Source organism: Pseudomonas sp. W2Oct36 (assembly GCF_041060465.1).
Taxonomy (GTDB): Bacteria; Pseudomonadota; Gammaproteobacteria; order Pseudomonadales; family Pseudomonadaceae; genus Aquipseudomonas; species Aquipseudomonas graminis_B.
In genome coordinates this window covers 39,659-63,734 of sequence record NZ_JAUERW010000010.1, presented here as the reverse complement: position 1 = coordinate 63,734, position 24,076 = coordinate 39,659, and the positions used below count along the sequence as shown (strand labels likewise).

The following is a 24,076-nucleotide window of genomic DNA, read 5'->3' as shown; positions in this document are numbered from 1 at the left end:
TGAGATGTTGCGTATCCGGATGCTTGCGCGTAGGGTGCGTTGCTATCACATGTGATGTTCGGGAAAACTTCAATGGCTCGGAAAACTTCAACCGACTACATGCGCGAGATGCGCGCTCGGCTGACGGCTGCCGGGTACGTGAAACGAGAGCTGTACGTGCTTCCCGAAAACGCGGAAGTATTGAGAGACATCGAAAAAGTGCTGCGCCAGCCCTACTTGGGTAACCGGATCAAACTGGAGGGATTCATGACTGAGAACACCAATTGGACGATCAACACACTTCACTCGGCGTTCGCCGAGCTGGACGTTGTGAAAGACAAAGATATCGAGCTGACCCTCATTCAAGGCGCCGAGCCAAGTCTGAGCCTAGTGATGAACCAGTTCGGCGGCTTGCCCATCATCATTGCCATTGCGGGCGACCAGATCCTGGTTGATTCCGTGCTGGTGTACGCCTCCGAGGTGAAAGACCCGGCGGCTTTTAACGACGCTGTGTTGCGCAGCCGGGAGCTGTTCCCGCTGTCGTCGATCGGCATCGAGACCCTGCCGAACGGCGAAACCTTTTACAACATGTTTGGCGCACTGAGCGCAGCCTCTTCGTTGACGGTCGTCGTCCACGAGGTGCTCACCCTGGCAGAAAACGTGATTCATGCGGCCGACGCCTACGAAGATTTTCTTAAAGTTGATTCACAGTAATCGGGAGACACATCAATGAGCCTTTGGAAAAAAATGGTCACAGCGTTGCGTGGTGGGGCTTCCGAGGTGGGTGAAGCCATCGTCGATGCCCAGGCACTGCGAATCCTCGATCAGGAAATCCGTGACGCCGACGCCTCCATGCTCGCGGCGCGCAACCAGCTGATCCAGATCAAAGCCAAGCACAAGCTCTCGCTCCAGCGCGTTGAAGAGCACGACAAGAACATCGCCAACTGGGAGCAGAAAGCGCTCGCGGCGATGAACAAAGGCGAAGAAGCCCTTGCCCTCGAGTGTGCCGAGAAAGTGGCCGAGCTGACGGCTCTGCGCGATCAGGAGAAACTGGCGGCCGATCAGTTTGGCGTCCACGTGGCGAAACTGACCGCACAGGTCATCAAAGCCAAAAGCCAGATCAAAGGCCTGCGTCAGCAGACCGACATGGCCAAGGCCCGCGACAGCGTGCAAAAGGCACAGATCAACGCGGCGGCTGCGACCGGCGGTGCCAATGGCCGACTCGAAACCGCAGTGGGTTCGCTGGCACGTATCAAGCAGCGTCAGGATGAACAGGACGCGAGACTTGAAGCGGCCGACGAGCTGGCCGAGGCTGCCAATGGCGGCGATCTGGAGCGTCGTCTTCAGGATGCCGGGATCGGCGCTAAAACAGGCGGTGCAGCGGACGTTTTGGCCCGCTTGAAAGCGCAAAGCCAGAGCGGTAACGCTGGGCAATAAGCACCGTTAAACAGAGGCAGCCGGATATCCGGCTGCCTTTTTTCGGTTTCGATTTTTCGGGTTTCAGCGGTGTGCAGATGAATATCGGAAATGGACTACGGACGATACTCTGCCTTGCCGCTTTGATGATCGTTGTGCAGATGGTTAACTCCCTGACCGCCAACAGCCTGCTGTCCCACGGCCTGGTGCCTAGAACGTTGTCCGGACTTCAAGGCATCGTTTTCTCCCCGTTTCTGCATGGTTCGGTCCGTCACCTGCTGAGCAATCTCCTGCCTTTTGTGGTGCTGAGCTGGCTGGTCGCAACCGAGGGGCTTCAGCGTTACATTCGCGTTGCACTGCTCATCACTGTGATGGGGGGCCTGATGGTTTGGGTGATTGGCAGACCTGTCATCCATGTGGGCGCCAGCGGCCTGATATTTGGCCTGTGGGCGTATTTGCTGGCCCGCGGCTGGTATCAGCGCAGTCTGGCGAGTTTCGCGATCGCACTGGTGACCCTGCTGGGCTACAGCGGATTGATTTTCGGCTTCATTCCGGTGCCGGGCGTATCGATTGAGTCACACCTGTGTGGCGCGCTTGCCGGTATCGTGACGGCCTGGTTAATGCACTCACGGCAGCTTCTTGAGCGAAGCCCCGTGAAGTGAAGGGCAGAACTTTTTCAGATCGCCTCGGCGCGAATTCAAGGAGATGAAACATGAGCTGGATCAAACGCGCATTAGGCCTGGAGTCGCCCATTCCACCGGCCGGCTCCAATCCCCTCGGCAATTCGGCCTTGGCTAATCCGTTCGGGCTGGCTACCGGGCGGATGATGGACCTCGACGACTCGCTCAAGCTGATGCTCGACGGCCATTCGGAACTGGTGGTCCCCAACGAAGAAGTGGTCTGGTCAGTGGGTCAGGTCGACCTGGGGCAATCGGTTCGTCTGGTGCGCTTCTACTTCGAGGATGAGGATTACTGGCTGCAGGTCATGATGAACGGGCCTGCCGCTGAAGACGTCCAGGACATCATCCTGTTCGGCTACAGCAGCGCCGTCACGATCAACAGCGAGGCGGAGCTCAAGCGTCTGGTGGGGCCTGCGTCCAAAGTCGGTCTGCCGATATTCGAGCATGACGGCTGGGAATACGGGCGTCAGTGGGGCACGGAAGAGGGTCAGACCGAGCTCACGCCCATGGACGAGCAGGTTGTCAGTCCTGACGGTGCTTACCGCATCAAGCACTTGAGCATGTTGTACGCGCGGGACACTGGATTGGTGGATCGTCGCGAGTTTCTGCTGCTGTCGGTCGAGGAAGACGAGGAGGGCGTTGTTTCCTTCACCACGTCGGTCGGCGTGACCCTGCAGTCCACTGATTTCACCGTCATTTAAAAGGAAGTAAAAAATGCTTGAAGCGCTTCGTATGTCCGTCAGCGTCCAGTCGTTGCTGAGTTTTGTGGTCTACATCATTGTGGCCGGCGGGTTGTTCGCGTTGTTTCAGATGGCCTACACGCGTCTGACGCCGCACAAGGAATTCGCCCTGATTCGTGAGGGCAATGTTGCCGCGGCCGTCGCCCTCGGCGGTGCGCTGATCGGTTTCGCTCTGCCTGCCAGCAACGTCATCACCTACAGCATCAGCGTACTGGACGTGGTGATCTGGGCAGTAATCGCAGCAGTCGTACAGCTGCTGGCCTTCACCGCCACCAGCATGGTGCTCAAGGATCTGTCCGCACGCATTACCCGAGGCGAGCTAGCCGCGGCCATCTATGCCGCCAGCGTCTCGATCAGTGTCGGTTTTCTCAACTCGGCCTGCATGACGCCGTCGACCTGATCGCCCGTTATCGAAAGGAGTTATCGATGAGACGTAGTTCCCTCAAGCTGGTCCTGGCCAGCACCCTGCCGCTGGCGATCAGCGCGTGCAGCAAATCCGACACCGTCGAAGTCTCCGCGCAGCAGACCTATCCATCGGTTCAAGCCTGTGTGGATCAGAAAGTCCCGGTCGATGTCTGCTCGGACGCCTACATGAGTGCGCTGGCGGAGCACCGCCGCGTAGCCCCGACCTACGACGACAAGACAGCCTGCGAAGCAGATTTCGTCCCTGATTACTGCCAGCAGAATGCCGATGGCAAATTCACGCCCAAGCTCGGCGGTTTCCAGCTGGAAGTTTCCGGGGAGCTTCCCAAGTCCCAGGTCGACGCAGCGAAGGCACAGGCTGACCAGTCCGGCGGCGGCGGTGGCGGCGGCTTTGGTTCCGGGGTGAACGGATTCCTGATGGGCATGCTGGTCAGCAACATGGTTAACGGATTCACCGGTGGCGGCGGTCGTTACTACGCCCAGCCCATCTATCAGGAGCGTGACTCGCGGGGTGGATATGGGTATTCCACACTGTCGCGCCAGATCGAACGGGGCAAAACCTTCGGCAACTCCACCCAGGCGCGAAGCAGCTCGACCGGGACTTACAGCAAAGGCACCCTTGGTCGTAACTCCTCTGTCTCGTCGTCGGTTTCCCGTGGCGGTTTCGGCAGCCAGGCCACTGCTCGCAGCGGTTGGGGTGGCAAAAGCAGCGGCTCAAGCTTCGGCGGATAACAGGGACGTTACCCATGAAAAGGATCAGCATCCAAGAACGTCCTGACTGGCGCCAGACAGCCGAGCGTGAAGGGTTCAACTTTCACACCATCGACGGTGAGCGCTACTGGGATGAGCGGGCCTACTACCAGTTCACCGAAGCGCAGATCACGCGCGACATCGAAGCGCCGACCCAGGAGCTTCATGCCATGTGCCTGGACGTCGTGGAAAAGGTCGTCGAGAGTGAAGAACTGCTGACCCGGCTGGCCATTCCACAGGCGTTCTTCGATCTGGTCCGCACCTCGTGGAAGGAAGGCCACCCGCATTTATACGGACGTTTTGATTTCAGCTATGACGGTGTGAACTCGGCCAAGCTGCTGGAAGCCAACATGGACACCCCTACGTCAGCGTATGAAGCGGGCGCGTTCCAGCTCATCTGGCTTGAAGAGCAGATCCAGCGCGGCGTATTGCCAGCCCACGCTTCCCAGTTCAACTCGACGGCGGAGGATCTGGTCCGGGCGTTTGCGGCGATCAGGGAGGGCGGGCCTTTCTACTTTTCCTGCATGTCAGGCTCTATCGAAGACAGGGGCACGACTGAGTTCCTGCGCAAAATGGCCGAGCACGCCGGCATCGAAACCCGCCACATCGACATCGAAGACATCGGCCTGAACGCCAACGGCCGATTTGTCGACCTTGATGGCCGCTGGATCGAACGCCTCTTCAAGCTGCACGCCTGGGAGCATGTGTTCCATGAGCCCCACGGCCAGGCCATCCCGCAGTGCGACACGCAATTCATCGAGCCGGCCTGGAAGGCGATCATTTCCAACAAAGGCATCCTGCCGTTGCTTTGGGAATTCAACGAAGGGCACCCCAATCTGCTGCCGTCCTTTGTGGATAAGCACCCGCAATCTGCGGTGCCAAAGGGCTGGGTGCGCAAGCCGTATTTTTCCCGCGAAGGCGCAAACATCGAAATCCGCACCCCGACCGACCAGGTCATCTTCGAAGATGGGCCTTACAACGATGCCCCCTACATCCTGCAAGCTTTCGCACCGTTGCCTCGCTTTGGCGACAGCTACACGCTGATCGGATCGTGGGTGGTGGGGGATACGGCTTCGGGGATCGGGATTCGTGAAGATGACAGTTTGATCACCAAGGACAGCAGCCGGTTTTTGCCGCATGTGGTGATTGATTGAGGTTGTGATGAGGCCGGCGGTGGGTACCGCGCAAGAACGAAAAAAGCCGCGCAATGCGCGGCTTTTTATTTGGTGGGCCCACACGGACTCGAACCGTGGACCAAGGGATTATGAGTCCCCTGCTCTAACCAACTGAGCTATAGGCCCTCAGTAGGCCGCGGATTATAACGACGGTTTACGCGCTGTGCTATCCGAAACGTCTGAAACGGTTGCACGAAGAAACGTCTTGCAGAATTCCTCCGCGCGCAGGGGCAGGCTGACGAGGTAGCCCTGGATTTGTTCACAGCCTTCGTCTGCCAAGAATTGCTGCTGTTCAAGGGTTTCGACGCCTTCTGCAATGACGGTCAGTTGCATGCTGCGGCCCAACGCGATGATGGCGCGGACGATGGCCGCATCATGGGGGTCATCAGGCAAGCCGCGCACAAACGATTGATCGATCTTGAGGATGTCCAGCGGCAGGCGTTTGAGATAACTGAGCGAGGAGTAGCCGGTGCCGAAGTCGTCGATCGCCAGCTGCACGCCGAGTTTCTTCAGGCGATGCAGCACTGATAGCGCTTCTTCGGTCTGCGACATGATGAAGTTCTCGGTGATCTCCAGCTGCAGGCAGCCTGGCTGTAACTGGTGCTGGAGCAGCAGACGCTCGATCCTGTTGACCAGGTTGGGCTGACGCAGCTGTGCACCGGCAAGGTTCACTGACAAGGGCCCAAACACGTCGTAGCGCTGGTTCCACTCGTGCAACTGCTGGCAGGCCGTATCGAGCACCCATTCGCCGATCTGCAGGATCATGCCGTTTTCTTCTGCCAGCGGAATAAACCGCTCGGGTGGGATGTGGCCGAAAGTGGGGTGGAACCAGCGTATCAGCGCCTCGGCCCCGACCAGGCGTTGTGTCAGCAAGCTGATCTTGGGCTGGTAGGACAGGGTGAACTCGTTACGCTCGATGGCGCGCCGCAGCTCGTGCTCCAGGGCAATCCGCTCGCTGGCCTGAGTGGTCAGATCGCGCGTGTAATGCTCTACGCGGTTGCGCCCCTTGGCCTTCGAGCGATACATCGCTGCGTCAGCATTCTTGATCACGTGGCCACATCGGCGCCATCGGTGGGAAACAGCGCGCTGCCGATGCTGGTGCTCATGAAGAATTCATGTTCGCCCGCCTGGAACGGCGACGAAAAACTGTTGAGCAGCTTGGTGGCGACCGCTTCGGCGTCGCTCGGGTTTTGCAGGCCGGGCAACAGAATGATGAATTCATCACCGCCGAGTCGCGCGACGGTGTCGATGTCGCGCAGGTTCTCCTTCAGGCGTACCGCTATGCTTTTCAGCAGCAGGTCACCGACCGGGTGGCCGAGGCTGTCGTTGATGTGCTTGAAGCGGTCCAGGTCCAGAAACAACACCGCGCCAAGGCTGTAAGCCGCTCTGGAGTGAGCCAGCGCGGCGTGCAGTCGGCTTTCGAACAGCGTGCGGTTGGGCAGACCGGTCAGCGGGTCGTGGTGTGCCTGATAATCCAGCCGGGCCTGAGCCTGCTTCAGGCTGGAAATATCAGCGAACACTGCAACGAAGTGGGTGATGAATTTACCGCGATTGCGCACGGCACTGATGGTCAGCCAGCTCGGATAGATCTCGCCATTTTTGCGCCGGTTGCTGATCTCGCCCTGCCAATGACCCTCTGCTGTCAGTTGGTACCACATGGCGGCGTAGAACGCGCTGTCGTGGAGTCCGGACGCCAACAAGCTTGGCGTGTTACCGAGCGCTTCGAGTTCGCTGTAGCCAGTGATCTCGCTGAAAGCGCGGTTCACGGCATTGATTCGCTGCCGGGTGTCGGTGATCAGTACGCCTTCCGCTGTGCTCTCGAATACCGTTGCGGCCAGTTGCAGCTTTTCCTGCATCTGGTGGCGGTCGGTGATGTCGCGCGCGATGGTGAGCATGCAGTCTTCACCGGCAATCAGAAGCGGTCGCGCGGAAATCTCGCACAGACGGATCTGACCATCCCTGCGACGGATGTGGCTGGTAAAGTCCTTCACGAAACCGTCACGTCTCAGTTGCTCAAGCAGTTGCTGTCGCTCGTTCAAATCTACCCAGATGCCCAGGTCAAGGGTGGTGCGGTCCAGCGACAACGAGCTGTGATAGCCGGTGATGCGGCTGAAGCCGTCGTTCACCTCCACCAGCAGCCCGTCGTTTTGCCGCGTAATCAGCAGGCCGTCAGGGGAGGAGTGGAACGCTTTGGCAAATTTCTCTTCGGACATCTGCAGCTGTTGCTGGGCCTCCTTGAGTGGCGTGATGTCCCTCACCACCAGAACCACTGCCGCCGTGGAGTCCAGATCAAAAGGCTCGGCTGACAGAAGCCCGGTGAACAGCCGACCATCACTGCGCCGAAACGGCATTTCCAGATTGCGGATGCTGCCCTTCTGAAGGCGTTGCAGCAGGCTGTGGCCGATGTCGGGAATACCCCAGATGTTCAGCTCGGCAGGCACGCGCCCGACGACTTCAGCAGGGCTGACGCCGATCTGCTCCAGAAATGCTGGATTCGCCTCCAGAAAGCAGCCGTCCGAAAGACGCGCGATGACCAGCATGTCAGGACACTGCGCAAACACCGAGGCGAACTTCCCTTCCGAAAGACGCAGCGCCTCTTCGGTTTGCTTGGCTTCGCTGATGTCGATCATCAGCCCCCGCATCACAGGCTCTCGGCCATAGCCGATCATGCTTACGATGTCTCGAATCCAGACCACCCTGCCGTCGGCGCTCAGGACTCGATAATCGACGCTGTGATCGTTGCCTTCCGCCACCTCCCGGTCGCAATAGGCCTGGGCGTAGTCGACGTCCTCCGGATGAACGATACTCCGCCAGAATCCGGGCCTTCGCCATTGGTGCAGCGGATACCCCAACAAATCCTGCGCGTGGGGCGAGACATAGTTGTAGGAATAGTCGTGGGTATTGGCTTCCCACGCGATGGCCGAGAGGCTCTCGATCATCCCGCGATAGTGATACTCGCTGCTGCGCAGTTCTTGTTCCAGGGCGATTCGGCGGGAGATCTCGGAACTGAGACGACGGTTGATCCGGACCACGATGGCCAGTACCGTCGTCAGAAACAGCAATCCGGGCAGTCCGATGAGCAGAAATTCGTGCCAGAGCTTGCTGCGCTCACTGGAGTGAGTGGCCGCCTGCGAGGCGGAGGGCGAATCGTCCAGTCCGCTGAATTGTTCGGGTTGGCGACTTTGATCGATACCTGCAAATCGGTCGCTGATCAAGTCAGTGGGCAGATGGAGACTTATACCGGGTGCATTCCCGGGTTCAGTATCCTCGCCGGGCAGCCACTCCTGATGCATCCCTTGCCTGTTTTCCCCGTCGTGAAGCAACGCCTGGGCAGTGACAGCAGCGGGGGCGAGCACGCATAAGAGAGCAATGGCCGGCATCCAAATCATGGCAGCCTCGGTGATTCATGGGTGAGAATCAACCGAGTGTAGTCGGGCTGGACAACAGTGGCACTCTGCCGGAAATTTATTCCTTAAAACGCAAAACCCCCAGCAATGCCGGGGGTTTTGGTACGACGTGTCGCTTACTCGTCGAGGAACGAGCGCAGGTGTTCGCTTCGCGTCGGGTGACGCAGCTTGCGCAACGCCTTGGCTTCTATCTGACGGATACGTTCACGGGTAACATCGAACTGCTTACCGACTTCCTCGAGGGTGTGGTCGGTGTTCATGTCGATACCGAAACGCATACGCAGGACCTTAGCTTCACGGGCGGTGAGGCCCGACAGCACTTCGCGCGTCGCTTCTTTCAAGCTCTCTACCGTGGCGACATCGATTGGCGACTGCATGGTCGAGTCTTCAATGAAGTCACCCAGGTGCGAGTCTTCGTCGTCACCGATCGGGGTTTCCATGGAGATCGGCTCTTTAGCGATCTTCAATACCTTGCGGATCTTGTCCTCGGGCATTTCCATGCGTTCGCCCAGCTCTTCCGGCGTCGGTTCGCGACCCATTTCCTGCAACATCTGACGGGAAATGCGGTTGAGCTTGTTGATCGTCTCGATCATGTGCACCGGGATACGGATGGTGCGTGCCTGGTCAGCGATCGAGCGAGTGATTGCCTGACGAATCCACCAGGTGGCGTACGTCGAGAACTTGTAACCGCGACGGTATTCGAACTTGTCCACCGCCTTCATCAGACCGATGTTGCCTTCCTGGATCAGATCGAGGAATTGCAGGCCACGGTTGGTGTACTTCTTGGCGATCGAGATCACCAGACGCAGGTTGGCTTCAACCATTTCTTTCTTCGCGCGGCGGGCCTTGGCCTCACCGATCGACATCCGACGGTTGATGTCCTTGATTTCCAGGATGGTCAGCCCGGTTTCTTCTTCCAGCGCGGTCAGCTTTTGCTGGCAACGTTGAATGTCGGCCTGAAGCCGACCAATGGCTTCAGCGTATTTGCTTTTGCCTTTGGCCAGCCCGTCTGTCCAGCTCTGGTCAACTTCATTGCCCGGGAACTGGCGAAGGAAGTCGGCGCGCGGCATGCGTGCATCACGAACACACAGCTGCATGATGGCGCGTTCTTGCGCACGCAGACGCTCAAGGGCACCGCGAACACGCTCAACCAGACCTTCAAACTGTTTCGGAACCAGCTTGATCGGCATGAACAGCTCGGCCAGGGCCAGCAGTTCAGCGTTGGCCTGCTTGCTGCCGCGGCCGTGCTTTTTCACGGCCTTGAGGGCAATGGCCATCTGGTCTGAAACGGCACCGAAGCGCTGGGCGGCGATGACTGGGTCCGGTCCACTTTCGACCTCGTCCTCTTCATCGTCGGAAGCGTCTTCTTCTTCGTCGTCAGCACCTTCGGCTTTCTCGGCCTTCGGGTCGACTGGCGGCGGGACTTCGGCTGGCGGCGCGATGCCGTCGTCCGGGTCGATATAGCCGCTCAGGACGTCGGACAGACGACCGCCTTCGGTAGTAACGCGAGTGTACTCGGAGAGAATGTGCTCAACCGTGCCAGGGAAGTGCGCGATCGCGCCCATCACTTCACGGATGCCTTCTTCGATACGCTTGGCGATTTCGATTTCGCCTTCACGCGTCAGAAGCTCGACCGTACCCATTTCACGCATGTACATGCGCACTGGGTCAGTCGTGCGACCGATGTCGGTCTCGACCGCAGCCAACGCTGCAGCGGCTTCTTCAGCGGCTGCCTCGTCAGTGTCGGCGTCGGCCAACATAAGGGCGTCCGCATCCGGAGCACTCTCGTGTACGGGGATCCCCATGTCGTTGATCATGCGGATGATGTCTTCCACCTGCTCAGGATCTGAAATATCCTCAGGCAGGTGGTCGTTGACCTCTGCGTAAGTCAGATACTTCTGCTCACGACCCAGGGTGATCAACTCTTTGATACGAGACTGCTGTTGCGCTTTTCCGGACATAACACCCTATCCACTGAAGGTCTTGGCGGGCAAAAAACAAGCCGGGGATTATACCCGAGCTATGACCTCACACGCCAGTTGAGGTCGGGGTTTGTGCAGGAACTTTGCGATTTAACAGGTTGAGCAGCTGAACTTTTTCTTCTGCGCTCAGGCCTGACTGCCGTTCCTTCCTGATCAATTGCTCCAGATGTCGCTCGCGTTGGCGGGCAGACAAGCTAGTTATAGTGTCGAAAAACTGTTGTTCAAGGTTATCGGCCGATATCAGCCATTCCTTTTCCGCCAGTTGACGCAATAATCGTCCTTGATCGGTGCCATGCCAGCGGGCAATCAACTGCATCGTGCGTAGCTTCGGGTTTTTCTGTGTAGCGTCAATCAGTGCCACGAGAAGCTGCGAATACACGTTTTCTTCATCGGCGAACGTACTGGCGTTGGCGACCTGTGCCGACAGCTCAGGGTGGTGCAGTAGCGTTCTGAGTGCTGTCAGCGCCGGTGGCTCTACCGTCGCCGGTGTGCGTGGACCGCGAGGTTCGAAATCAGGACGCTTGCCGTTCTTGTCCCATTTCTTGCCTTTGTCCCACGGCTTCTTGTCCCATTTCTTCTGCTGACCGCCCGGCGCGTTCGGTGTCCATTCCTGCTGCGCCTGATAGTCGTGCTGCTGGTAATCGCCGTAATCCGGCACGGCCTCGTAATCGAAGCCGGGATCGTAGCTGGGCTGAGCTTCCGCCGGCGCAGACTGCATCAACTGGTTGACCGCAGCGGTGTCCAGCCCGGTGATTTCTTTCAGGCGCCGACGCATCAATTCGCGCAAATTGGCGCCCGGCACTTTTTCGATCAGCGGCGCGGCCAGCGTCACCATATGCGCCTTGCCTTCCAGGGAGCGCGGATCGGCCTCCTTGGTCAGTTGCTCGAAAAAATAGTCGGCCAGCGGTTGTGCGTGCTGGTTGATTCGCGCCTTGAACGCGTCAGTGCCTTCGGCGCGCACCAAGGTGTCGGGATCTTCCCCTTCGGGCAGAAACAGAAACCTCGCGCGCCGGCCATCCTGCAAGCCGGGAATCGTTGCTTCCAGTGCACGCCAGGCGGCATTTCGGCCAGCCTGGTCGCCGTCGAAGCAGAACAGCACGTTCGGTACCACACGAAACAGCCGCTTCAAATGCTCTTCACTGGTCGCCGTACCCAGTGTCGCAACGGCATTGCGCAAGCCTTGTTGGGCCAGTGCAATGACGTCCATGTAACCTTCGACGACGATAATCTCGTCCAGGTTACGGTTAAATTTGCGAGCTTCGAATAAACCGTACAACTCCTGACCCTTATGAAACACCGGGGTTTCAGGAGAGTTCAGGTATTTAGGCTTGTCGTCGCCCAGTACCCGCCCGCCAAATGCGATCACACGGCCGCGGCTGTCGCGAATGGGGAACATCACCCGGTCGCGAAAGCGGTCGTAGCGTTTGCCGGTTTCGGCGTTTTCGATCAGCAAGCCAGCGTCGATCATCGCCTTCTGCTGAAGGGTGTCGCTGCTTAAGTGCTTGTAGAGGTTATCCCAGCCAGGGGGGGCGAAGCCCAGTCCGAAGTCGCGGGCGATCTCGCCTGACAGGCCACGGCCTTTCAGGTATTCCACCGCGGATTTTCGCGTTGGATGGCTTTTCAGCGCAGCCCGGTAAAAGTCGGCGGCGGCGGTTAGCAGAGGGTAAAGCGGCGAATCAGTAGGCTGGCGGGGCTTTTGCCCTTTTACGCCTTGTTCGCGAGGGACTTCCATCCCGGCGGCTTTGGCAAGGTCTTCGACGGCTTGGGGGAAATCCAGGTTGTCGTGGTCCATGATGAAGCCGAGGGCATTGCCACCCGCGCCACAACCGAAGCAGTAATAAAACTGTTTGTCCGGGCTGACGCTGAACGACGGTGTCTTCTCTTTATGGAAAGGACAACAGGCGCTGAAGTTCTTGCCGGTCTTTTTTAATTGAACGCGTGAGCTGACAACATCGACGATGTCGGTGCGGTTCAGGAGGTCGTCAATAAAACCTTGGGGAATCAGTCCGGCCATGGCGTTCTCATCATCAGGCGCCCCGCCAGAAAGATCGTGGCGAATCCAAACCGTAACGACGGTTGCTTGGTCAGTGTAGACGGGTCAACGCGGCCTGAATCAGGCTGGAAGAAATCGACGGGATTTGTCTCGGTCGCATCTGCGGCGTCAACAGCCTCTGTCTTGTGTTGCTTGAACGGTGTTGCTTGAGGCTAGAACTGCAACTGCCGACAGCCCGGCTTTGAAGGCCGGGCAAGGCAGAAGCTTGCGTCAGACGTCTGTATTAATACAGACGAACGGCGCGGCGCTGTTCGCGCTGTACTTTCTTGGCGTGACGCTTAACAGCAGCTGCTGCTTTACGCTTACGCTCAGAAGTCGGCTTCTCGTAAAATTCGCGGCTACGAACTTCAGCCAGAACACCGGCTTTTTCGCAGGAGCGCTTGAAACGACGCAGAGCTACGTCGAAGGGTTCGTTCTCTTTAACTTTGACGGCTGGCATCCAGAGCTACCTTCATTCATTACCGGGGTCAACGCTTACTGCAACGCTTGCACTAAGTACGTCGGTTTTTAAGGGTTGCGGATGTTAACCCCTTGCTTCGCGGAATGCAAAGCCTCTGATCGAAAAGCACTGGTCGCAGGCATGAGCGGCGACTATTATGCGCGCCTTCGAATTCAGCCTCCACAAGGCGTACCCCATGCTAGTACTGGGAATGGAAACTTCCTGCGATGAGACCGGTGTCGCGCTGTACGACAGCGAACGCGGGCTGCTTGCCGATGCATTATTCAGCCAGATCGACCTGCACCGCGTCTATGGCGGGGTGGTCCCGGAGCTTGCCTCGCGTGACCACGTAAAACGCATGCTGCCCTTGATTCGTCAGGTCTTGGCCGAGGCCGACTGCGCCGTGACCGAGATCGATGCCATTGCCTACACCGCTGGCCCCGGGCTGGTCGGGGCCCTGCTGGTAGGTGCCTCGTGCGCACAGGCTCTGGCGTTCGCGTGGGACATCCCGGCACTGGGTGTTCACCACATGGAAGGGCATTTGCTCGCACCTATGCTGGAGGAAAATCCGCCTGAGTTTCCGTTCGTCGCTTTGTTGGTTTCCGGCGGCCATACGCAGCTGGTTCGCGTCGATGGCATTGGTCTTTATGAGCTGCTGGGCGAAACCCTGGACGACGCCGCCGGCGAAGCCTTCGACAAAACCGCGAAAATGATGGGCCTGAATTACCCTGGCGGTCCGGAGATTTCCCGTCTGGCGCAATCCGGTGTGGCCGGGCGTTTCGTCTTTCCGCGTCCGATGACGGATCGTCCCGGGCTTGATTTCAGCTTCAGCGGCCTGAAAACCTTCTCCCTGAACACCTGGCAGCAGTGCCAAGGCGCCGGGGACGACAGCGAGCAAACCCGTTGCGACATCTCACTGGCCTTCCAGCAGGCGGTGGTGGACACTTTGACCATCAAGTGCAAACGCGCGCTGAAGCAGACCGGGTTGAAACGTCTGGTCATTGCCGGCGGCGTGAGCGCAAACAAGGCGTTGCGCCTGTCGCTGGAACAGATGCTCGAAGGCTTGGGCGGAAATGTCTATTACGCGAGGCCCGAGTTCTGCACCGACAACGGCGCGATGATCGCCTTTGCCGGCTGCCAGCGATTGCAGGCAGGGCAGAGGGAAAGTCTGAGCATTACCGTGCAGGCGCGCTGGCCAATGGAGCAGCTGCCAGGTCTTTAATGGCAAGGCAGCGCAAGCCACGGGTTGGGCCTCTGACAGGTGTCGTTTCAGAAATGCCGTTCGCGCCCCGCAAACAGGTCGCGTAGATTGCCCCGATGGCGCCAGACGATGAGCAGCGTCAGTACGCTCATCGGCAGCAAGGCGTGGGGTTCCTGCCAGGCAAGCAGCGGCAGCGTCAGCGGCGTGGCGATCAACGACGCCAGTGAGCTGGTGCGAGTGAGGTAGAACGTCAGCAGCCAGGCGCCGATGGCGAGCAGGGCAGCTGGCGGATACAAGGCCAGCAACATGCCGGCGGCCGTGGCCACGCCCTTGCCGCCGCGGAAACGAAAGTAAAGCGGGAACAGATGCCCCAGGACGGCGCACAGACCGATCCAGGCTTGCAGGCGTGGGTCGAGGCTCAGAGCTCTGGCGATCAGCACCGGGATCATGCCTTTGCAGACGTCGCCAACCAAGGTCAGCACCGCGAGCTTCTTGCCGGCCACGCGCAGCATGTTGGTGGCGCCGGCGTTGCCCGACCCACTGGCGCGCGGGTCCGGGCGACCGGTTATGCGGCTGATCAGGATGGCGAAGGACAGTGAGCCGAGCAGGTAGGCGAGGACCGCCAGTAACCAAAACATGCTAACCATTCCGGGCGAGGTTGCCTTGATTCTAACGGCGCATTGCGCCCTTGTCGTGCAGCGGAGAGATAGGCTTGGACAGAGTTTTCATTGAAGGTCTGGAGGTCGATACCGTCATCGGCGCCTACGACTGGGAGCGTGGCATTCGCCAGTGCCTGCGTCTGGACCTGAGTTTTGCCTGGGACAATCGGCCTGCAGCCGCAGGCGATGACCTGAGCAAAGCGCTCGATTACGCCAGTGTGTCCGCGCGGATTCAGGCGTTCGCCGAAGTCTCTCAATTCCAACTGGTTGAAACCTTTGCCGAGCGTCTGGCCGAAGTGCTCATGAGCGAGTTCAACATTCCCTGGCTGCACCTCAAATTGACCAAGCCGGGAGCCGTGCCAGCGGCGAAGGGCGTTGGGGTGGAGATCGAGCGCGGATGTCGCTGACACGGATTTTTCTGGGACTGGGCAGCAATATCGAGCGGGAGCGCCATCTGTGCGCCGGCCTCGACGCCCTTGCCGGCTTCCTCACCGAGATGACCTGCTCGCCGGTGTTCGAAAGTCACCCGGTGGGGATCAAGAGCGGGCCGTTTTTCAATCTGGTGGTTTCGGCACTGACGGATCTGCCGCTGACTGAACTGGACCGCCGCCTCAAATTCATCGAAGCCGATAACGGGCGTTATGCCCCTGACCGCAAAGGTTTGCCGCTGGATATTGATGTCCTGCTGTATGGCGAGCAGGTCGGCAACTTCGACGGCCTGATTCTGCCACGCGCCGAAATCCTCAAAAATGCGTTCGTGCTGTGGCCGTTGTCGCTGATCGCGCCGCAACGCCTGCACCCTGAGGCCGGCGTCTCGTTTGACCGGCTTTGGGCCGACGCGAACATCGATCAGAAACTCTGGCCGGTTGCCTTCGAATGGCGTGGCGAGCCACTCACCCCGGCCCTCCTGCTGGCTGCGGTGTAAACAGGCGGCTGAGAGGGCGCCGACTGAGCCGCAGCCAACTCAGCGGCTTAGTGCTGATAAGACGCCTTGTACACTTTCAGCGTATCCAGCCGCTCTCGCTTGAGCGCTTCGCCTAATTGCTGGCCCTGAAAACCTTTCTCCAGCAGCGGCTGTACGGCCACCTGCCGGGCCGCCTCAGCCGCGCCGCGCAGATATTCGGCTTGCGGGTACGTGCGCTCCTCAAACCCCTTGCGGCCTCGGGCGTCCATTTCGCAGGCGGCGATGAATTCCTCGAATCGCTGCGGTCGGCGATACACGTCAAAGCTCTGCAGCAAATCCAGCAATGTCGACGGCTTCAGCTCCAGCGCGCGATGCCCATGGGTGTGATACTCGCCCACCAGCAGCGCCAGTTCCTGACAGTCCCTTGGCACTTTGAAAAGCTGGTTCACCGCCTTGATCGCTTTGAGCCCTTTGTGCTCGTGGGCGATGTGACGCGGCCATTCCTCTTCCGGCGTGAGTCCCTTGCCCAAGTCATGCAGCAGGCACGCCCAACGCACGCTTAGCGGCTGGCGGTACAGGGCGGACTGATGCAACACGCTGAGGACGTGCAAACCCGTATCGATTTCAGGGTGATGGGCTTCCGGCTGAGGCACGCCAAACAGCGCGTCGACTTCTGGCATGAGTATTTTCAGGGCGCCACATTCACGCAGGACCTCGATGAACACTTGGGGCTCTTTTTCCATCAGCGCGCGGGAAATTTCCTTCCAGCTGCGTTCCGGTGTCAGCGCTTCCAGTTCACCCGAACCGCTCAGCTGACCCATGAGTTCGAGGGTTTCCGGAGCAATGGTGAAACCGTCGGGGGCATAGCGCGCGGCGAAACGGGCCACACGCAGGACGCGCAGGGGATCTTCGGCGAACGCGGGGGAAACGTGACGCAACACTCGGGCTTCGAGGTCCTGCTGGCCATGATAGGGATCAGTCAGCTGGCCGTTCTTGTCTTCGGCAATAGCATTGATGGTCAGGTCGCGGCGGATCAGATCTTGCTCCAGCGTGACGTCCGGGTGGGCGTGAAAAACAAAGCCGCCGTATCCCTTGCCGGTCTTGCGCTCGGTGCGAGCCAGTGCGTATTCCTCACCGGTGAGCGGATGCAGGAAGACGGGAAAATCCGTTCCCACCGGGCGGTAGCCCTTCACCAGCATCTCTTCAGTCGATGCACCCACTACCACCCAGTCGATGTCAGTGACCGGTTTGCCAAGCAGGCGATCGCGTACTGCGCCGCCAACTTTATAAATCTGCATAAAAAAGCCTCCGTGAGGGCGACAGGATAAACCTTAAGTCGCGATCGCGGAGGCTGGAAACGCTCATGGTTTATAAGTGGACGACCGCCAGGTCCAGCCGGGGATATTCACTGTCAGCGTGTTCGCTTCTCGGCGGCACATGGTGGACTTTCATGACCTGGTCGCCCTGCAGCGTCTCCAGATGGATATCAAAACCCCACAGCCGGTGCAGGTGCTTCAGCACTTCGTCCGTCGAATCGCCAAGGGGTTTGCGGTCGTGCTGTTGGTGACGCAGGGTCAGGGAGCGGTCGCCGCGACGGTCGATGCTGTAGATCTGCACGTTGGGTTCGCGGTTGCCGAGGTTGTATTGCGCGGCGAGGGTTTCACGAATCACCTTGTAGCCGGTTTCATCGTGGATGGCGGGCACGAGGAGATCGTCCTTCTGATCATCGTCCAGGATGCTGAACAGCTTCAGGTCGCGAATCACCTTGGGCGACAGGTACTGCAGGATGAAGCTCTCGTCCTTGAAGCTGCTCATCGCAAACTTCACCGCCGTCAGCCAGTCGGTGCCGGCCAGATCAGGAAACCAGTGACGGTCTTCTTCGGTCGGGTGCTCGCACATGCGCCGGATGTCCTGATACATCGCAAACCCCAGCGTGTAGGGATTGATACCGCTGTAGTAAGGACTGTCGAAGCCCGGCTGATAGACAACACTGGTGTGGGAAGTCAGGAATTCCAGCATGAAGCCGTCAGTCACCAGCCCTTCGTCGTACAGATCATTCATCAGCGTGTAATGCCAAAACGTCGCCCATCCCTCGTTCATCACCTGGGTCTGACGCTGCGGGTAAAAATACTGGGCGATTTTGCGCACGATGCGCACGACTTCACGCTGCCAGGGCTCCAGCAACGGCGCGTGTTTTTCGATGAAGTAAAGGATGTTTTCCTGAGGTTCGGCGGGGAAACGCGAGAAATCCTCTTTGTCGTTCTTGCTCGCGCTTTTCGGAATCGTGCGCCACAGATCGTTGATCTGTTTCTGCAGGTGCTCCTCCCGGTCCTTCATGCGGCGCCGTTCTTCCTCAGCCGAAATCGGGTAGGGCCGCTTGTAGCGATCGACGCCGTAGTTCATCAGCGCGTGGCAGGAATCGAGCAGATCCTCGACCGCGTCGATCCCGTGGCGCTCTTCGCACTGCATGATGTACTGCTTGGCGAAGACCAGGTAATCGATGATCGAGCTGGCGTCGGTCCAGGTGCGGAACAGGTAGTTGCCCTTGAAAAAGCTGTTATGCCCGTAGCAGGCATGGGCCACCACCAGCGCCTGCATGCAGATGGTGTTCTCTTCCATCAGATAGGCGATACACGGGTCGGAGTTGATGACGATCTCGTACGCCAGACCCATCTGCCCGCGCGAGTAGGATTTCTCCGTACTGAGGAAGTGTTTGCCGTAGGACCAATGGTGATAACCCAGCGGCATGCCGACAGACGCGTAGGCATCCATCATTTGCTCGGCGGTGATCACCTCGATCTGATTGGGGTAAGTGTCCAGCGCGTACCGTTCGGCGATGCGGCTGATCTCCCGGTCGTATGCCTGGATCAGTTCGAACGTCCACTCTGAACCCGTGGAGAGGGGTTGGCGCTTCTGCTCTCTAGCGGTCATGTCACTAACCTGCGCTGGAAGAGTTCACGGAACACCGGATAGATATCACCGGCAGAGACCAGCTGCTGCTGGGCGAACGTGTCGGCGAAGGCTTCGCCGATGCGCTCGTATTCGAACCACAGCGCCTGATGTTCGCGCGGGGTGATTTCGACGTAGGTGTAGTACTGCACGAACGGCATGATCTGTTTGATCAGGATGTCGCGGCAAATGGGTGAGTCATCGTTCCAGTTGTCGCCGTCCGAGGCCTGGGCTGCGTAAATGTTCCATTCGTTGGTGGGGTAGCGCTCGGCCATGATCTCCTGCATCAGCTTCAATGCGCTGGACACGATAGTGCCGCCGGTTTCCCGAGAATAGAAAAACTCCTCTTCGTCGACTTCCCGCGCGCTCGTGTGGTGGCGGATGAAGACCACTTCGATCTTGTCGTAGTTACGTTTGAGGAACAGGTACAGCAGGATGAAAAAGCGCTTGGCAATGTCCTTGGTCGCCTGGGTCATCGACCCGGACACGTCCATCAGGCAGAACATCACGGCTTTGGAGCTGGGGTTGGGCTGTTTGACCAGCAGGTTGTATTTGAGGTCGAAGGTGTCCAGGTATGGGACACGGCGGATGCGTGCCTGAAGTTTCGCGGCCTCGATTTCCAGTTCCTGAATGTCACCGAAGTTATCCGGCTCCTCGATCCTCAGGCGTTCCAGTTCAGCCTGCACCTGCCTCAGTTTGGCCCGGCTGCTGCCCGACAGCGCGATGCGCCGCGCATGTGCCGAGCGCAACGTGCGGATGATATTGATGCGTGAAGGGTTGCCTTCGTTGCTGATGCCTGCGCGAACGGTTTTGAAAGTGTCAGTGCCGCTCAGGTTGCGCTTGACCAGATTGGGCAGCTCCAGGTCCTCGAACATAAATTCGAGGAATTCTTCCTGGGTGATCTGGAACACGAACTCATCCATGCCTTCGCCGGAGTTGCCCGCCTTGCCAGGCCCTTTGCCACCGCCACCCCCTTGGGGGCGTGCGATGTGCTCACCGGTGGTGAACTCCTTGTTACCCGGATGAACCACCGTTTGCTTGCCGCCGCGACCATGGTGCAGCACCGGCTCGTCGATATCCCGCCCCGGGATACTGATCTGTTCGCCGTGCTCCATATCAGTAATGGAGCGCCGGCTGACGGCTTCTTCAACTGCCTTCTTGATGTGATCACGGTAACGACGCAGAAAGCGCTGCCGATTTACCGTGCTCTTGTTCTTGCCATTGAGACGTCGGTCGATCACATAGCTCATAGGCCCCTCCGGGGAGCTTCAAGTGGTGAGCTGCAAGCTGCAAGTCGAAGCGGCTATCCGGGTAGCAGATCTGACGCGCTTTCTTCCTGCAGCTTGTCGCTTGACGCTTGCAGCTGCCTTACTGCGATTTCCGGACCCGCAGGTACCATTCGGAAAGAAGCCTTACCTGTTTATCGGTGTAGCCCCGCTCGACCATTCGTGTGACAAAGTCGTTGTGCTTCTGCTGATCCTCTTTGCTGGCCTTCGCGTTGAAACTGATGACCGGCAGCAAGTCCTCGGTGTTCGAGAACATTTTCTTCTCGATCACCACCCGCAGCTTCTCGTAGCTCAGCCAGGTCGGGTTCTTGCCATTGTTGTTGGCGCGGGCGCGCAGCACGAAGTTGACGATCTCGTTGCGGAAGTCTTTCGGGTTGCTGATGCCTGCCGGTTTCTCGATCTTCTCCAGTTCCTCGTTCAACGCCACGCGATTAAGGATCTCGCCGGTCTCCGGATCACGGTATTCCTGGTCCTGAATCCAGAAGTCTGCGTACAGCACATAGCGGTCGAAAATGTTCTGACCGTACTCGCTGTAGGACTCGAGGTAGGCGGTCTGGATTTCCTTGCCGATGAACTCGATGTAGCGCGGCGCCAGGTATTCCTTGATGAAGCGCAGATAACGCTCGCGGGTTTCGGCCTGAAACTGCTCCTGCTCGATCTGCTGCTCCAGGACGTACAGCAAGTGAACCGGGTTGGCGGCGATTTCGTGAGGATCGAAGTTGAAGACCTTCGACAGGATCTTGAACGCGAATCGGGTAGAGAGACCGTTCATGCCTTCGTCGACACCGGCGCTGTCGCGGTATTCCTGAATCGACTTGGCCTTCGGGTCGGTGTCCTTGAGGTTCTCGCCGTCGTACACCCTCATCTTCGAATAGATGTTGGAGTTGTCCGGCTCCTTGAGCCGCGACAGCACGGTGAACTGCGCGAGCATTTTCAGGGTGTCCGGCGCGCAATGGGCTTTGGCCAGGGAGCTGTTGAACAGCAACTTGTCGTAAATCTTGATCTCGTCATTAACGCGCAGGCAGTACGGCACCTTCACGATGTAAATCCGGTCGATGAACGCTTCGTTGTTCTTGTTGTTGCGGAAGCTGTGCCATTCCGATTCGTTGGAGTGGGCCAGCAAAATACCGGTGAACGGAATCGCGCCCAGGCCTTCGGTACTGTTGTAGTTACCTTCCTGAGTGGCGGTCAGCAGCGGGTGGAGCACCTTGATCGGCGCCTTGAACATTTCCACGAATTCCATCAGGCCCTGGTTGGCCCGGCACAATGCGCCCGAATAGCTGTAAGCGTCGGCGTCGTTCTGTGGGTATTCCTCGAGCTTGCGGATATCGACCTTACCCACCAGCGCCGAAATGTCCTGGTTGTTCTCGTCACCGGGCTCGGTTTTGGCGACGGCGATCTGGTTAAGGATGGAAGGGTAGAGCTTCACCACTTTGAATTGACTGATGTCGCCGCCGAACTCGGCCAGCCGTTTGGTGGCCCATGGCGACATGATGGTATTGAGGTACCGGCGCGGGATGCCGTAGTCCTCTTCGAGGATCGTCCCGTCTTCGGTGGGTTTGAACAGGCCCAAAGGGGATTCGAAAACCGGTGACCCTTTGATGGCGTAGAACGGTACTTTTTCAACCAGCGATTTGAGTTTTTCAGCCAGGGACGATTTACCACCGCCTACCGGGCCGAGCAGGTAAAGGATCTGTTTCTTCTCTTCCAGGCCTTGGGCGGCGTGGCGGAAGTACGAGACGATTTGCTCGATGCAGTCTTCCATGCCGTGGAATTCTTCGAACGCGGGATAGCGCCGAATGACCTTGTTGGAGAAGATTCTGGACAGCCTGGAATTGGTCGACGTGTCGAACAACTCAGGCTCACCGATGGCCATCAGCAGACGTTCTGCGGCGGAAGCGTATGCGCTGCGGTCGGTTTTGCAGAGCTCCAGATACTCCTGTAGCGAGAGCTCTTCCTGCCGTGTCGATTCAAAGCGTTGTTGGAAGTGGCTAAAAATACTCATGACGTCACCTCGCTCGATACGTGGAGCCGGCGGCGGATCGTCAGTTGATGCTGGATGGCAGCCGATCACGCGGCTGCCATTACCCCCCAAACACCATAAAAGTAGCGACCGATGACCCACGCGCCGGTGTACCGGCTCTCCCCTGATTCGGATGGCCTGAGCCTAAGAGTAGTTCGGATTCGGGCACAGAAAGAAGCGATGGGTATGAAGAGGGCATACCCGTTCGTCAGAAGAGGGCGCGAGCCCGCGTAGGACGCGGGATAGCGGCCAGCAAAAATATTTTTCGATCAGCCTTGTGCGGTTTCTTCGGGAAATTTGGTTTTCCACAACTCAAAACCGCCATCCATGCTGTAGACCTCGGAGAAGCCCTGACCTACAAGATAGGCTGCTGCGCTCTGGCTCGAATTGCCGTGATAGCAGAGGACGACCAACGGTTTGTCCAGATCGGCCTGACGGATGAAGTCGGCGATGGAATGGTTGTCGAGGTGATGGGAGTCCGGAATGTGCTGGGTCGCGTAGGTCTGCGCGTCCCGTACGTCCACCAGCACCGCGCCTTGTTCGCGCAGGGCATGGACTTGTTCGGGTGAAATGCGTTTGAAGTCAGTCATGGCTCGGGCTCCTGGGCCGTCGGGTCCTCGAACGGTCGAGAACGTAGGGGAAATTACTGCTGCAGCGGAATTGGCTCGTTGACGGAGGATGTCGCAGGAGCGGGTGCCTTTGCGTTGCCACGCTCGTCGCATTCGCAACGAATCAGCACGCGGGTGTCGACGTTGAGCAGCGTCATCGCGCCGCCCCAGACACAGCCCGTGTCCAGCGCATACACCCCGGGCTCGTCACATTGGCCTTCAAGTGCGGCCCAGTGGCCGAAAATGATACCCACGCCTTTGGTCTTGCGCTCTTTGTGCTTGAACCACGGCGCGTAGCCCGCCGGCGCACTGTCGAGACCTTCCTTGCTTTTGAGATCAAGCTTGCCGTCGCTGGTGCAAAAACGCATGCGCGTGAAGTAGTTGGTAATGACCCGCAGCCGGGTGACGCCCTGCAAATCCTTGTCCCACTTCGCAGGTTCATTGCCATACATGCCGTCGAGAAAAGGCTCGAAGCGATTGTCATCGCGCAGCGCCTGCTCGACTTCTTCGGCGCAGCGCAGCGCTTTTTTCAGCGTCCATTGCGGCGGGATTCCGGCATGCACCAGTGCGATATCGCGTTCGGCGTCGTAATGCATCAGCTTCTGTTGGCGCAGCCAGTCGAGCAGCACGACGGCGTCCGGCGCTTCCAGAATCTCCCGCAGCGTGTCGCCTTTCTTCAGGCGCTCTATATTGCGGCCGGCAGCCAGCAGGTGCAGGTCATGATTGCCCAGCACGCAGACGACCGAGTCGCGCATGGCATAGAGATAACGCAGGGTTTCCAGTGACTGCGGGCCTCGGTTGACGAGGTCGCCGACCAGCCAGAGCGTGTCTTTGCCGGGCTCGAATGCAACGCGTTCGAGCAGGCACTTCAGCGGTTCAAGGCAGCCTTGCAGGTCACCGACTGCGTAGACCGCCATCAGTGAAGCGCCCCCGGTACGGCCAGACGGAAGGGAGCGATGACAGCGTCGAAGCGCTTGCCGTCTTCTCCGAGCATTTGATAAGTGCCCTGCATGTTGCCCACCTTGGTGGTCATCACGGTGCCGCTGGTGTAGGTGTGGCTTTGTCCTGGCTGGATCAGCGGTTGCTGGCCCACGATGCCTTCGCCGCGAACCTCTTCAACCTGACCGTCACCGTCGGTGATCACCCAGTGGCGTGACAGCAGCTTGGCTGGCAGTTCGCCGTTGTTGTGCACGGTGATGGTGTAGGCGAAGGCGAAGCGGTTGTGCTCAGGCTGCGATTGTTCCGCCAGGAAACGGGTCTCGACGCTGACGTCGACCTGGTAACGAGAATCAGACATGCAAGAGGCCTTAAAAGCGAAAGCGGAGAAAGCCGGAAGTGGCCAGGTTGGAAATCAGTCTAGGACATGTCACGGATAAGCAAGTACACAGGCTTTGACCGGACA

At 58.7% G+C, this 24,076-nt stretch carries 21 protein-coding genes, 1 tRNA gene and 1 pseudogene; 10 read left to right on the top strand and 13 right to left on the bottom strand.

Annotated elements, in window-relative coordinates; all coding sequences use genetic code 11:
* The first annotated feature begins 54 nt into the window (after positions 1-54).
* From QWI18_RS14915 to QWI18_RS14885, 7 genes are all read left to right on the top strand, one after another.
* The gene (locus tag QWI18_RS14915; RefSeq protein ID WP_065991317.1) at positions 55-693 is read left to right on the top strand and encodes a YjfI family protein; all 639 of its coding nucleotides are present in this window, start codon (positions 55-57) and stop codon (positions 691-693) included.
* A gap of 15 nt (positions 694-708) precedes the next feature.
* Positions 709-1,416, top strand: a complete 708-nt coding sequence (locus QWI18_RS14910) for a PspA/IM30 family protein (protein WP_369319154.1) — start codon at positions 709-711, stop codon at positions 1,414-1,416.
* Between the two features lie 77 nt (positions 1,417-1,493).
* Positions 1,494-2,057, top strand: a complete 564-nt coding sequence (locus QWI18_RS14905; RefSeq protein WP_369319207.1) for a rhomboid family intramembrane serine protease — start codon at positions 1,494-1,496, stop codon at positions 2,055-2,057.
* Between the two features lie 50 nt (positions 2,058-2,107).
* Positions 2,108-2,776 carry a DUF2491 family protein gene (locus QWI18_RS14900; protein ID WP_065991320.1) on the top strand — a complete coding sequence of 223 codons (669 nt, stop codon included), beginning with the start codon at positions 2,108-2,110 and terminating at the stop codon, positions 2,774-2,776.
* A 13-nt stretch (positions 2,777-2,789) separates the two neighbouring features.
* Positions 2,790-3,215 carry a DUF350 domain-containing protein gene (locus QWI18_RS14895; protein ID WP_065991321.1) on the top strand — a complete coding sequence of 142 codons (426 nt, stop codon included), beginning with the start codon at positions 2,790-2,792 and terminating at the stop codon, positions 3,213-3,215.
* 26 nt (positions 3,216-3,241) lie between these two features.
* Positions 3,242-3,970 (top strand): DUF1190 domain-containing protein, encoded by a 729-nt coding sequence (locus QWI18_RS14890; protein ID WP_296312672.1) that lies wholly within the window; start codon positions 3,242-3,244, stop codon positions 3,968-3,970.
* 14 nt (positions 3,971-3,984) lie between these two features.
* The gene (locus QWI18_RS14885; RefSeq protein ID WP_369319153.1) at positions 3,985-5,142 is read left to right on the top strand and encodes a glutathionylspermidine synthase family protein; all 1,158 of its coding nucleotides are present in this window, start codon (positions 3,985-3,987) and stop codon (positions 5,140-5,142) included.
* 70 nt (positions 5,143-5,212) lie between these two features.
* Here the strand turns inward: QWI18_RS14885 and QWI18_RS14880 are convergent.
* The 5 genes and pseudogenes from QWI18_RS14880 to rpsU all read right to left on the bottom strand — a co-directional run bounded on the left by QWI18_RS14880 (position 5,213) and on the right by rpsU (position 13,044).
* Positions 5,213-5,289 (bottom strand) — tRNA-Ile (locus tag QWI18_RS14880).
* Positions 5,290-5,304: 15 nt separating this feature from the next.
* A pseudogene (locus QWI18_RS14875) lies at positions 5,305-8,246 on the bottom strand (EAL domain-containing protein); the annotation flags it as partial.
* 440 nt (positions 8,247-8,686) lie between these two features.
* Entirely contained in the window at positions 8,687-10,531 is a 1,845-nt protein-coding gene (gene rpoD, locus QWI18_RS14870) for an RNA polymerase sigma factor RpoD (protein ID WP_192134901.1), read from the bottom strand.
* A 67-nt stretch (positions 10,532-10,598) separates the two neighbouring features.
* The gene (gene dnaG, locus QWI18_RS14865) at positions 10,599-12,566 is read right to left on the bottom strand and encodes a DNA primase (protein WP_065991325.1); all 1,968 of its coding nucleotides are present in this window, start codon (positions 12,564-12,566) and stop codon (positions 10,599-10,601) included.
* Between the two features lie 262 nt (positions 12,567-12,828).
* Entirely contained in the window at positions 12,829-13,044 is a 216-nt protein-coding gene (gene rpsU, locus QWI18_RS14860; RefSeq protein WP_002551877.1) for a 30S ribosomal protein S21, read from the bottom strand.
* Between the two features lie 196 nt (positions 13,045-13,240).
* Between rpsU and tsaD the strand changes: the two genes are divergently transcribed.
* Positions 13,241-14,266: a tRNA (adenosine(37)-N6)-threonylcarbamoyltransferase complex transferase subunit TsaD gene (gene tsaD, locus QWI18_RS14855; RefSeq protein ID WP_369319152.1), complete on the top strand. Its 1,026-nt coding sequence runs from the start codon at positions 13,241-13,243 to the stop codon at positions 14,264-14,266.
* Positions 14,267-14,313: 47 nt separating this feature from the next.
* Here the strand turns inward: tsaD and plsY are convergent, their stop codons facing one another.
* Positions 14,314-14,883 (bottom strand): glycerol-3-phosphate 1-O-acyltransferase PlsY, encoded by a 570-nt coding sequence (plsY, locus tag QWI18_RS14850; RefSeq protein ID WP_065991326.1) that lies wholly within the window; start codon positions 14,881-14,883, stop codon positions 14,314-14,316.
* A 74-nt stretch (positions 14,884-14,957) separates the two neighbouring features.
* Between plsY and folB the strand changes: the two genes are divergently transcribed.
* Together folB and folK are read left to right on the top strand one after the other, a co-directional pair.
* Complete coding sequence (gene folB / locus QWI18_RS14845) at positions 14,958-15,311, top strand: dihydroneopterin aldolase (RefSeq protein ID WP_065991327.1); 354 nt, start codon at positions 14,958-14,960, stop codon at positions 15,309-15,311.
* Complete coding sequence (gene folK / locus QWI18_RS14840; protein WP_369319151.1) at positions 15,302-15,829, top strand: 2-amino-4-hydroxy-6-hydroxymethyldihydropteridine diphosphokinase; 528 nt, start codon at positions 15,302-15,304, stop codon at positions 15,827-15,829. Before folB ends, folK begins: the two co-directional genes overlap by 10 nt.
* A 47-nt stretch (positions 15,830-15,876) precedes the next feature.
* Here folK and QWI18_RS14835 read toward each other — a convergent pair whose 3' ends face one another.
* From QWI18_RS14835 to apaG, 7 genes are all read right to left on the bottom strand, one after another.
* On the bottom strand, positions 15,877-17,106 hold the full coding sequence (locus QWI18_RS14835; RefSeq protein WP_369319150.1) for a multifunctional CCA addition/repair protein: 1,230 nt from the start codon (positions 17,104-17,106) through the stop codon (positions 15,877-15,879).
* A 70-nt stretch (positions 17,107-17,176) separates the two neighbouring features.
* On the bottom strand, positions 17,177-18,739 hold the full coding sequence (locus QWI18_RS14830) for a SpoVR family protein (RefSeq protein ID WP_133775468.1): 1,563 nt from the start codon (positions 18,737-18,739) through the stop codon (positions 17,177-17,179).
* Positions 18,736-20,007, bottom strand: a complete 1,272-nt coding sequence (locus QWI18_RS14825) for a YeaH/YhbH family protein (RefSeq protein WP_074886967.1) — start codon at positions 20,005-20,007, stop codon at positions 18,736-18,738. The genes QWI18_RS14830 and QWI18_RS14825 overlap by 4 nt, the downstream gene beginning before the upstream one ends.
* 118 nt (positions 20,008-20,125) lie before the next feature.
* Positions 20,126-22,048, bottom strand: coding sequence for a PrkA family serine protein kinase (locus tag QWI18_RS14820; RefSeq protein ID WP_065991332.1), 1,923 nt, complete (start codon positions 22,046-22,048; stop codon positions 20,126-20,128).
* Between the two features lie 287 nt (positions 22,049-22,335).
* On the bottom strand, positions 22,336-22,656 hold the full coding sequence (gene glpE, locus QWI18_RS14815; protein ID WP_065991333.1) for a thiosulfate sulfurtransferase GlpE: 321 nt from the start codon (positions 22,654-22,656) through the stop codon (positions 22,336-22,338).
* A gap of 53 nt (positions 22,657-22,709) precedes the next feature.
* Positions 22,710-23,591 carry a symmetrical bis(5'-nucleosyl)-tetraphosphatase gene (locus QWI18_RS14810; RefSeq protein ID WP_296310699.1) on the bottom strand — a complete coding sequence of 294 codons (882 nt, stop codon included), beginning with the start codon at positions 23,589-23,591 and terminating at the stop codon, positions 22,710-22,712.
* Positions 23,591-23,971: a Co2+/Mg2+ efflux protein ApaG gene (gene apaG / locus QWI18_RS14805; protein WP_192134892.1), complete on the bottom strand. Its 381-nt coding sequence runs from the start codon at positions 23,969-23,971 to the stop codon at positions 23,591-23,593. Before apaG ends, QWI18_RS14810 begins: the two co-directional genes overlap by 1 nt.
* Positions 23,972-24,076 lie beyond the last annotated feature (105 nt).

Bases quoted from the DNA above. Each gene is read 5' to 3' on its own strand.
- QWI18_RS14915 (WP_065991317.1), top strand. From the start codon at position 55: ATGTTCGGGAAAACTTCAATGGCTCGGAAAACTTCAACCGACTACATG.
- QWI18_RS14910 (WP_369319154.1), top strand. From the start codon at position 709: ATGAGCCTTTGGAAAAAAATGGTCACAGCGTTGCGTGGTGGGGCTTCC.
- QWI18_RS14905 (WP_369319207.1), top strand. From the start codon at position 1,494: ATGAATATCGGAAATGGACTACGGACGATACTCTGCCTTGCCGCTTTG.
- QWI18_RS14900 (WP_065991320.1), top strand. From the start codon at position 2,108: ATGAGCTGGATCAAACGCGCATTAGGCCTGGAGTCGCCCATTCCACCG.
- QWI18_RS14895 (WP_065991321.1), top strand. From the start codon at position 2,790: ATGCTTGAAGCGCTTCGTATGTCCGTCAGCGTCCAGTCGTTGCTGAGT.
- QWI18_RS14890 (WP_296312672.1), top strand. From the start codon at position 3,242: ATGAGACGTAGTTCCCTCAAGCTGGTCCTGGCCAGCACCCTGCCGCTG.
- QWI18_RS14885 (WP_369319153.1), top strand. From the start codon at position 3,985: ATGAAAAGGATCAGCATCCAAGAACGTCCTGACTGGCGCCAGACAGCC.
- rpoD (WP_192134901.1), bottom strand. From the start codon at position 10,531: ATGTCCGGAAAAGCGCAACAGCAGTCTCGTATCAAAGAGTTGATCACC.
- dnaG (WP_065991325.1), bottom strand. From the start codon at position 12,566: ATGGCCGGACTGATTCCCCAAGGTTTTATTGACGACCTCCTGAACCGC.
- rpsU (WP_002551877.1), bottom strand. From the start codon at position 13,044: ATGCCAGCCGTCAAAGTTAAAGAGAACGAACCCTTCGACGTAGCTCTG.
- tsaD (WP_369319152.1), top strand. From the start codon at position 13,241: ATGCTAGTACTGGGAATGGAAACTTCCTGCGATGAGACCGGTGTCGCG.
- plsY (WP_065991326.1), bottom strand. From the start codon at position 14,883: ATGTTTTGGTTACTGGCGGTCCTCGCCTACCTGCTCGGCTCACTGTCC.
- folK (WP_369319151.1), top strand. From the start codon at position 15,302: ATGTCGCTGACACGGATTTTTCTGGGACTGGGCAGCAATATCGAGCGG.
- QWI18_RS14835 (WP_369319150.1), bottom strand. From the start codon at position 17,106: ATGCAGATTTATAAAGTTGGCGGCGCAGTACGCGATCGCCTGCTTGGC.
- QWI18_RS14830 (WP_133775468.1), bottom strand. From the start codon at position 18,739: ATGACCGCTAGAGAGCAGAAGCGCCAACCCCTCTCCACGGGTTCAGAG.
- QWI18_RS14825 (WP_074886967.1), bottom strand. From the start codon at position 20,007: ATGAGCTATGTGATCGACCGACGTCTCAATGGCAAGAACAAGAGCACG.
- QWI18_RS14820 (WP_065991332.1), bottom strand. From the start codon at position 22,048: ATGAGTATTTTTAGCCACTTCCAACAACGCTTTGAATCGACACGGCAG.
- glpE (WP_065991333.1), bottom strand. From the start codon at position 22,656: ATGACTGACTTCAAACGCATTTCACCCGAACAAGTCCATGCCCTGCGC.
- QWI18_RS14810 (WP_296310699.1), bottom strand. From the start codon at position 23,591: ATGGCGGTCTACGCAGTCGGTGACCTGCAAGGCTGCCTTGAACCGCTG.
- apaG (WP_192134892.1), bottom strand. From the start codon at position 23,971: ATGTCTGATTCTCGTTACCAGGTCGACGTCAGCGTCGAGACCCGTTTC.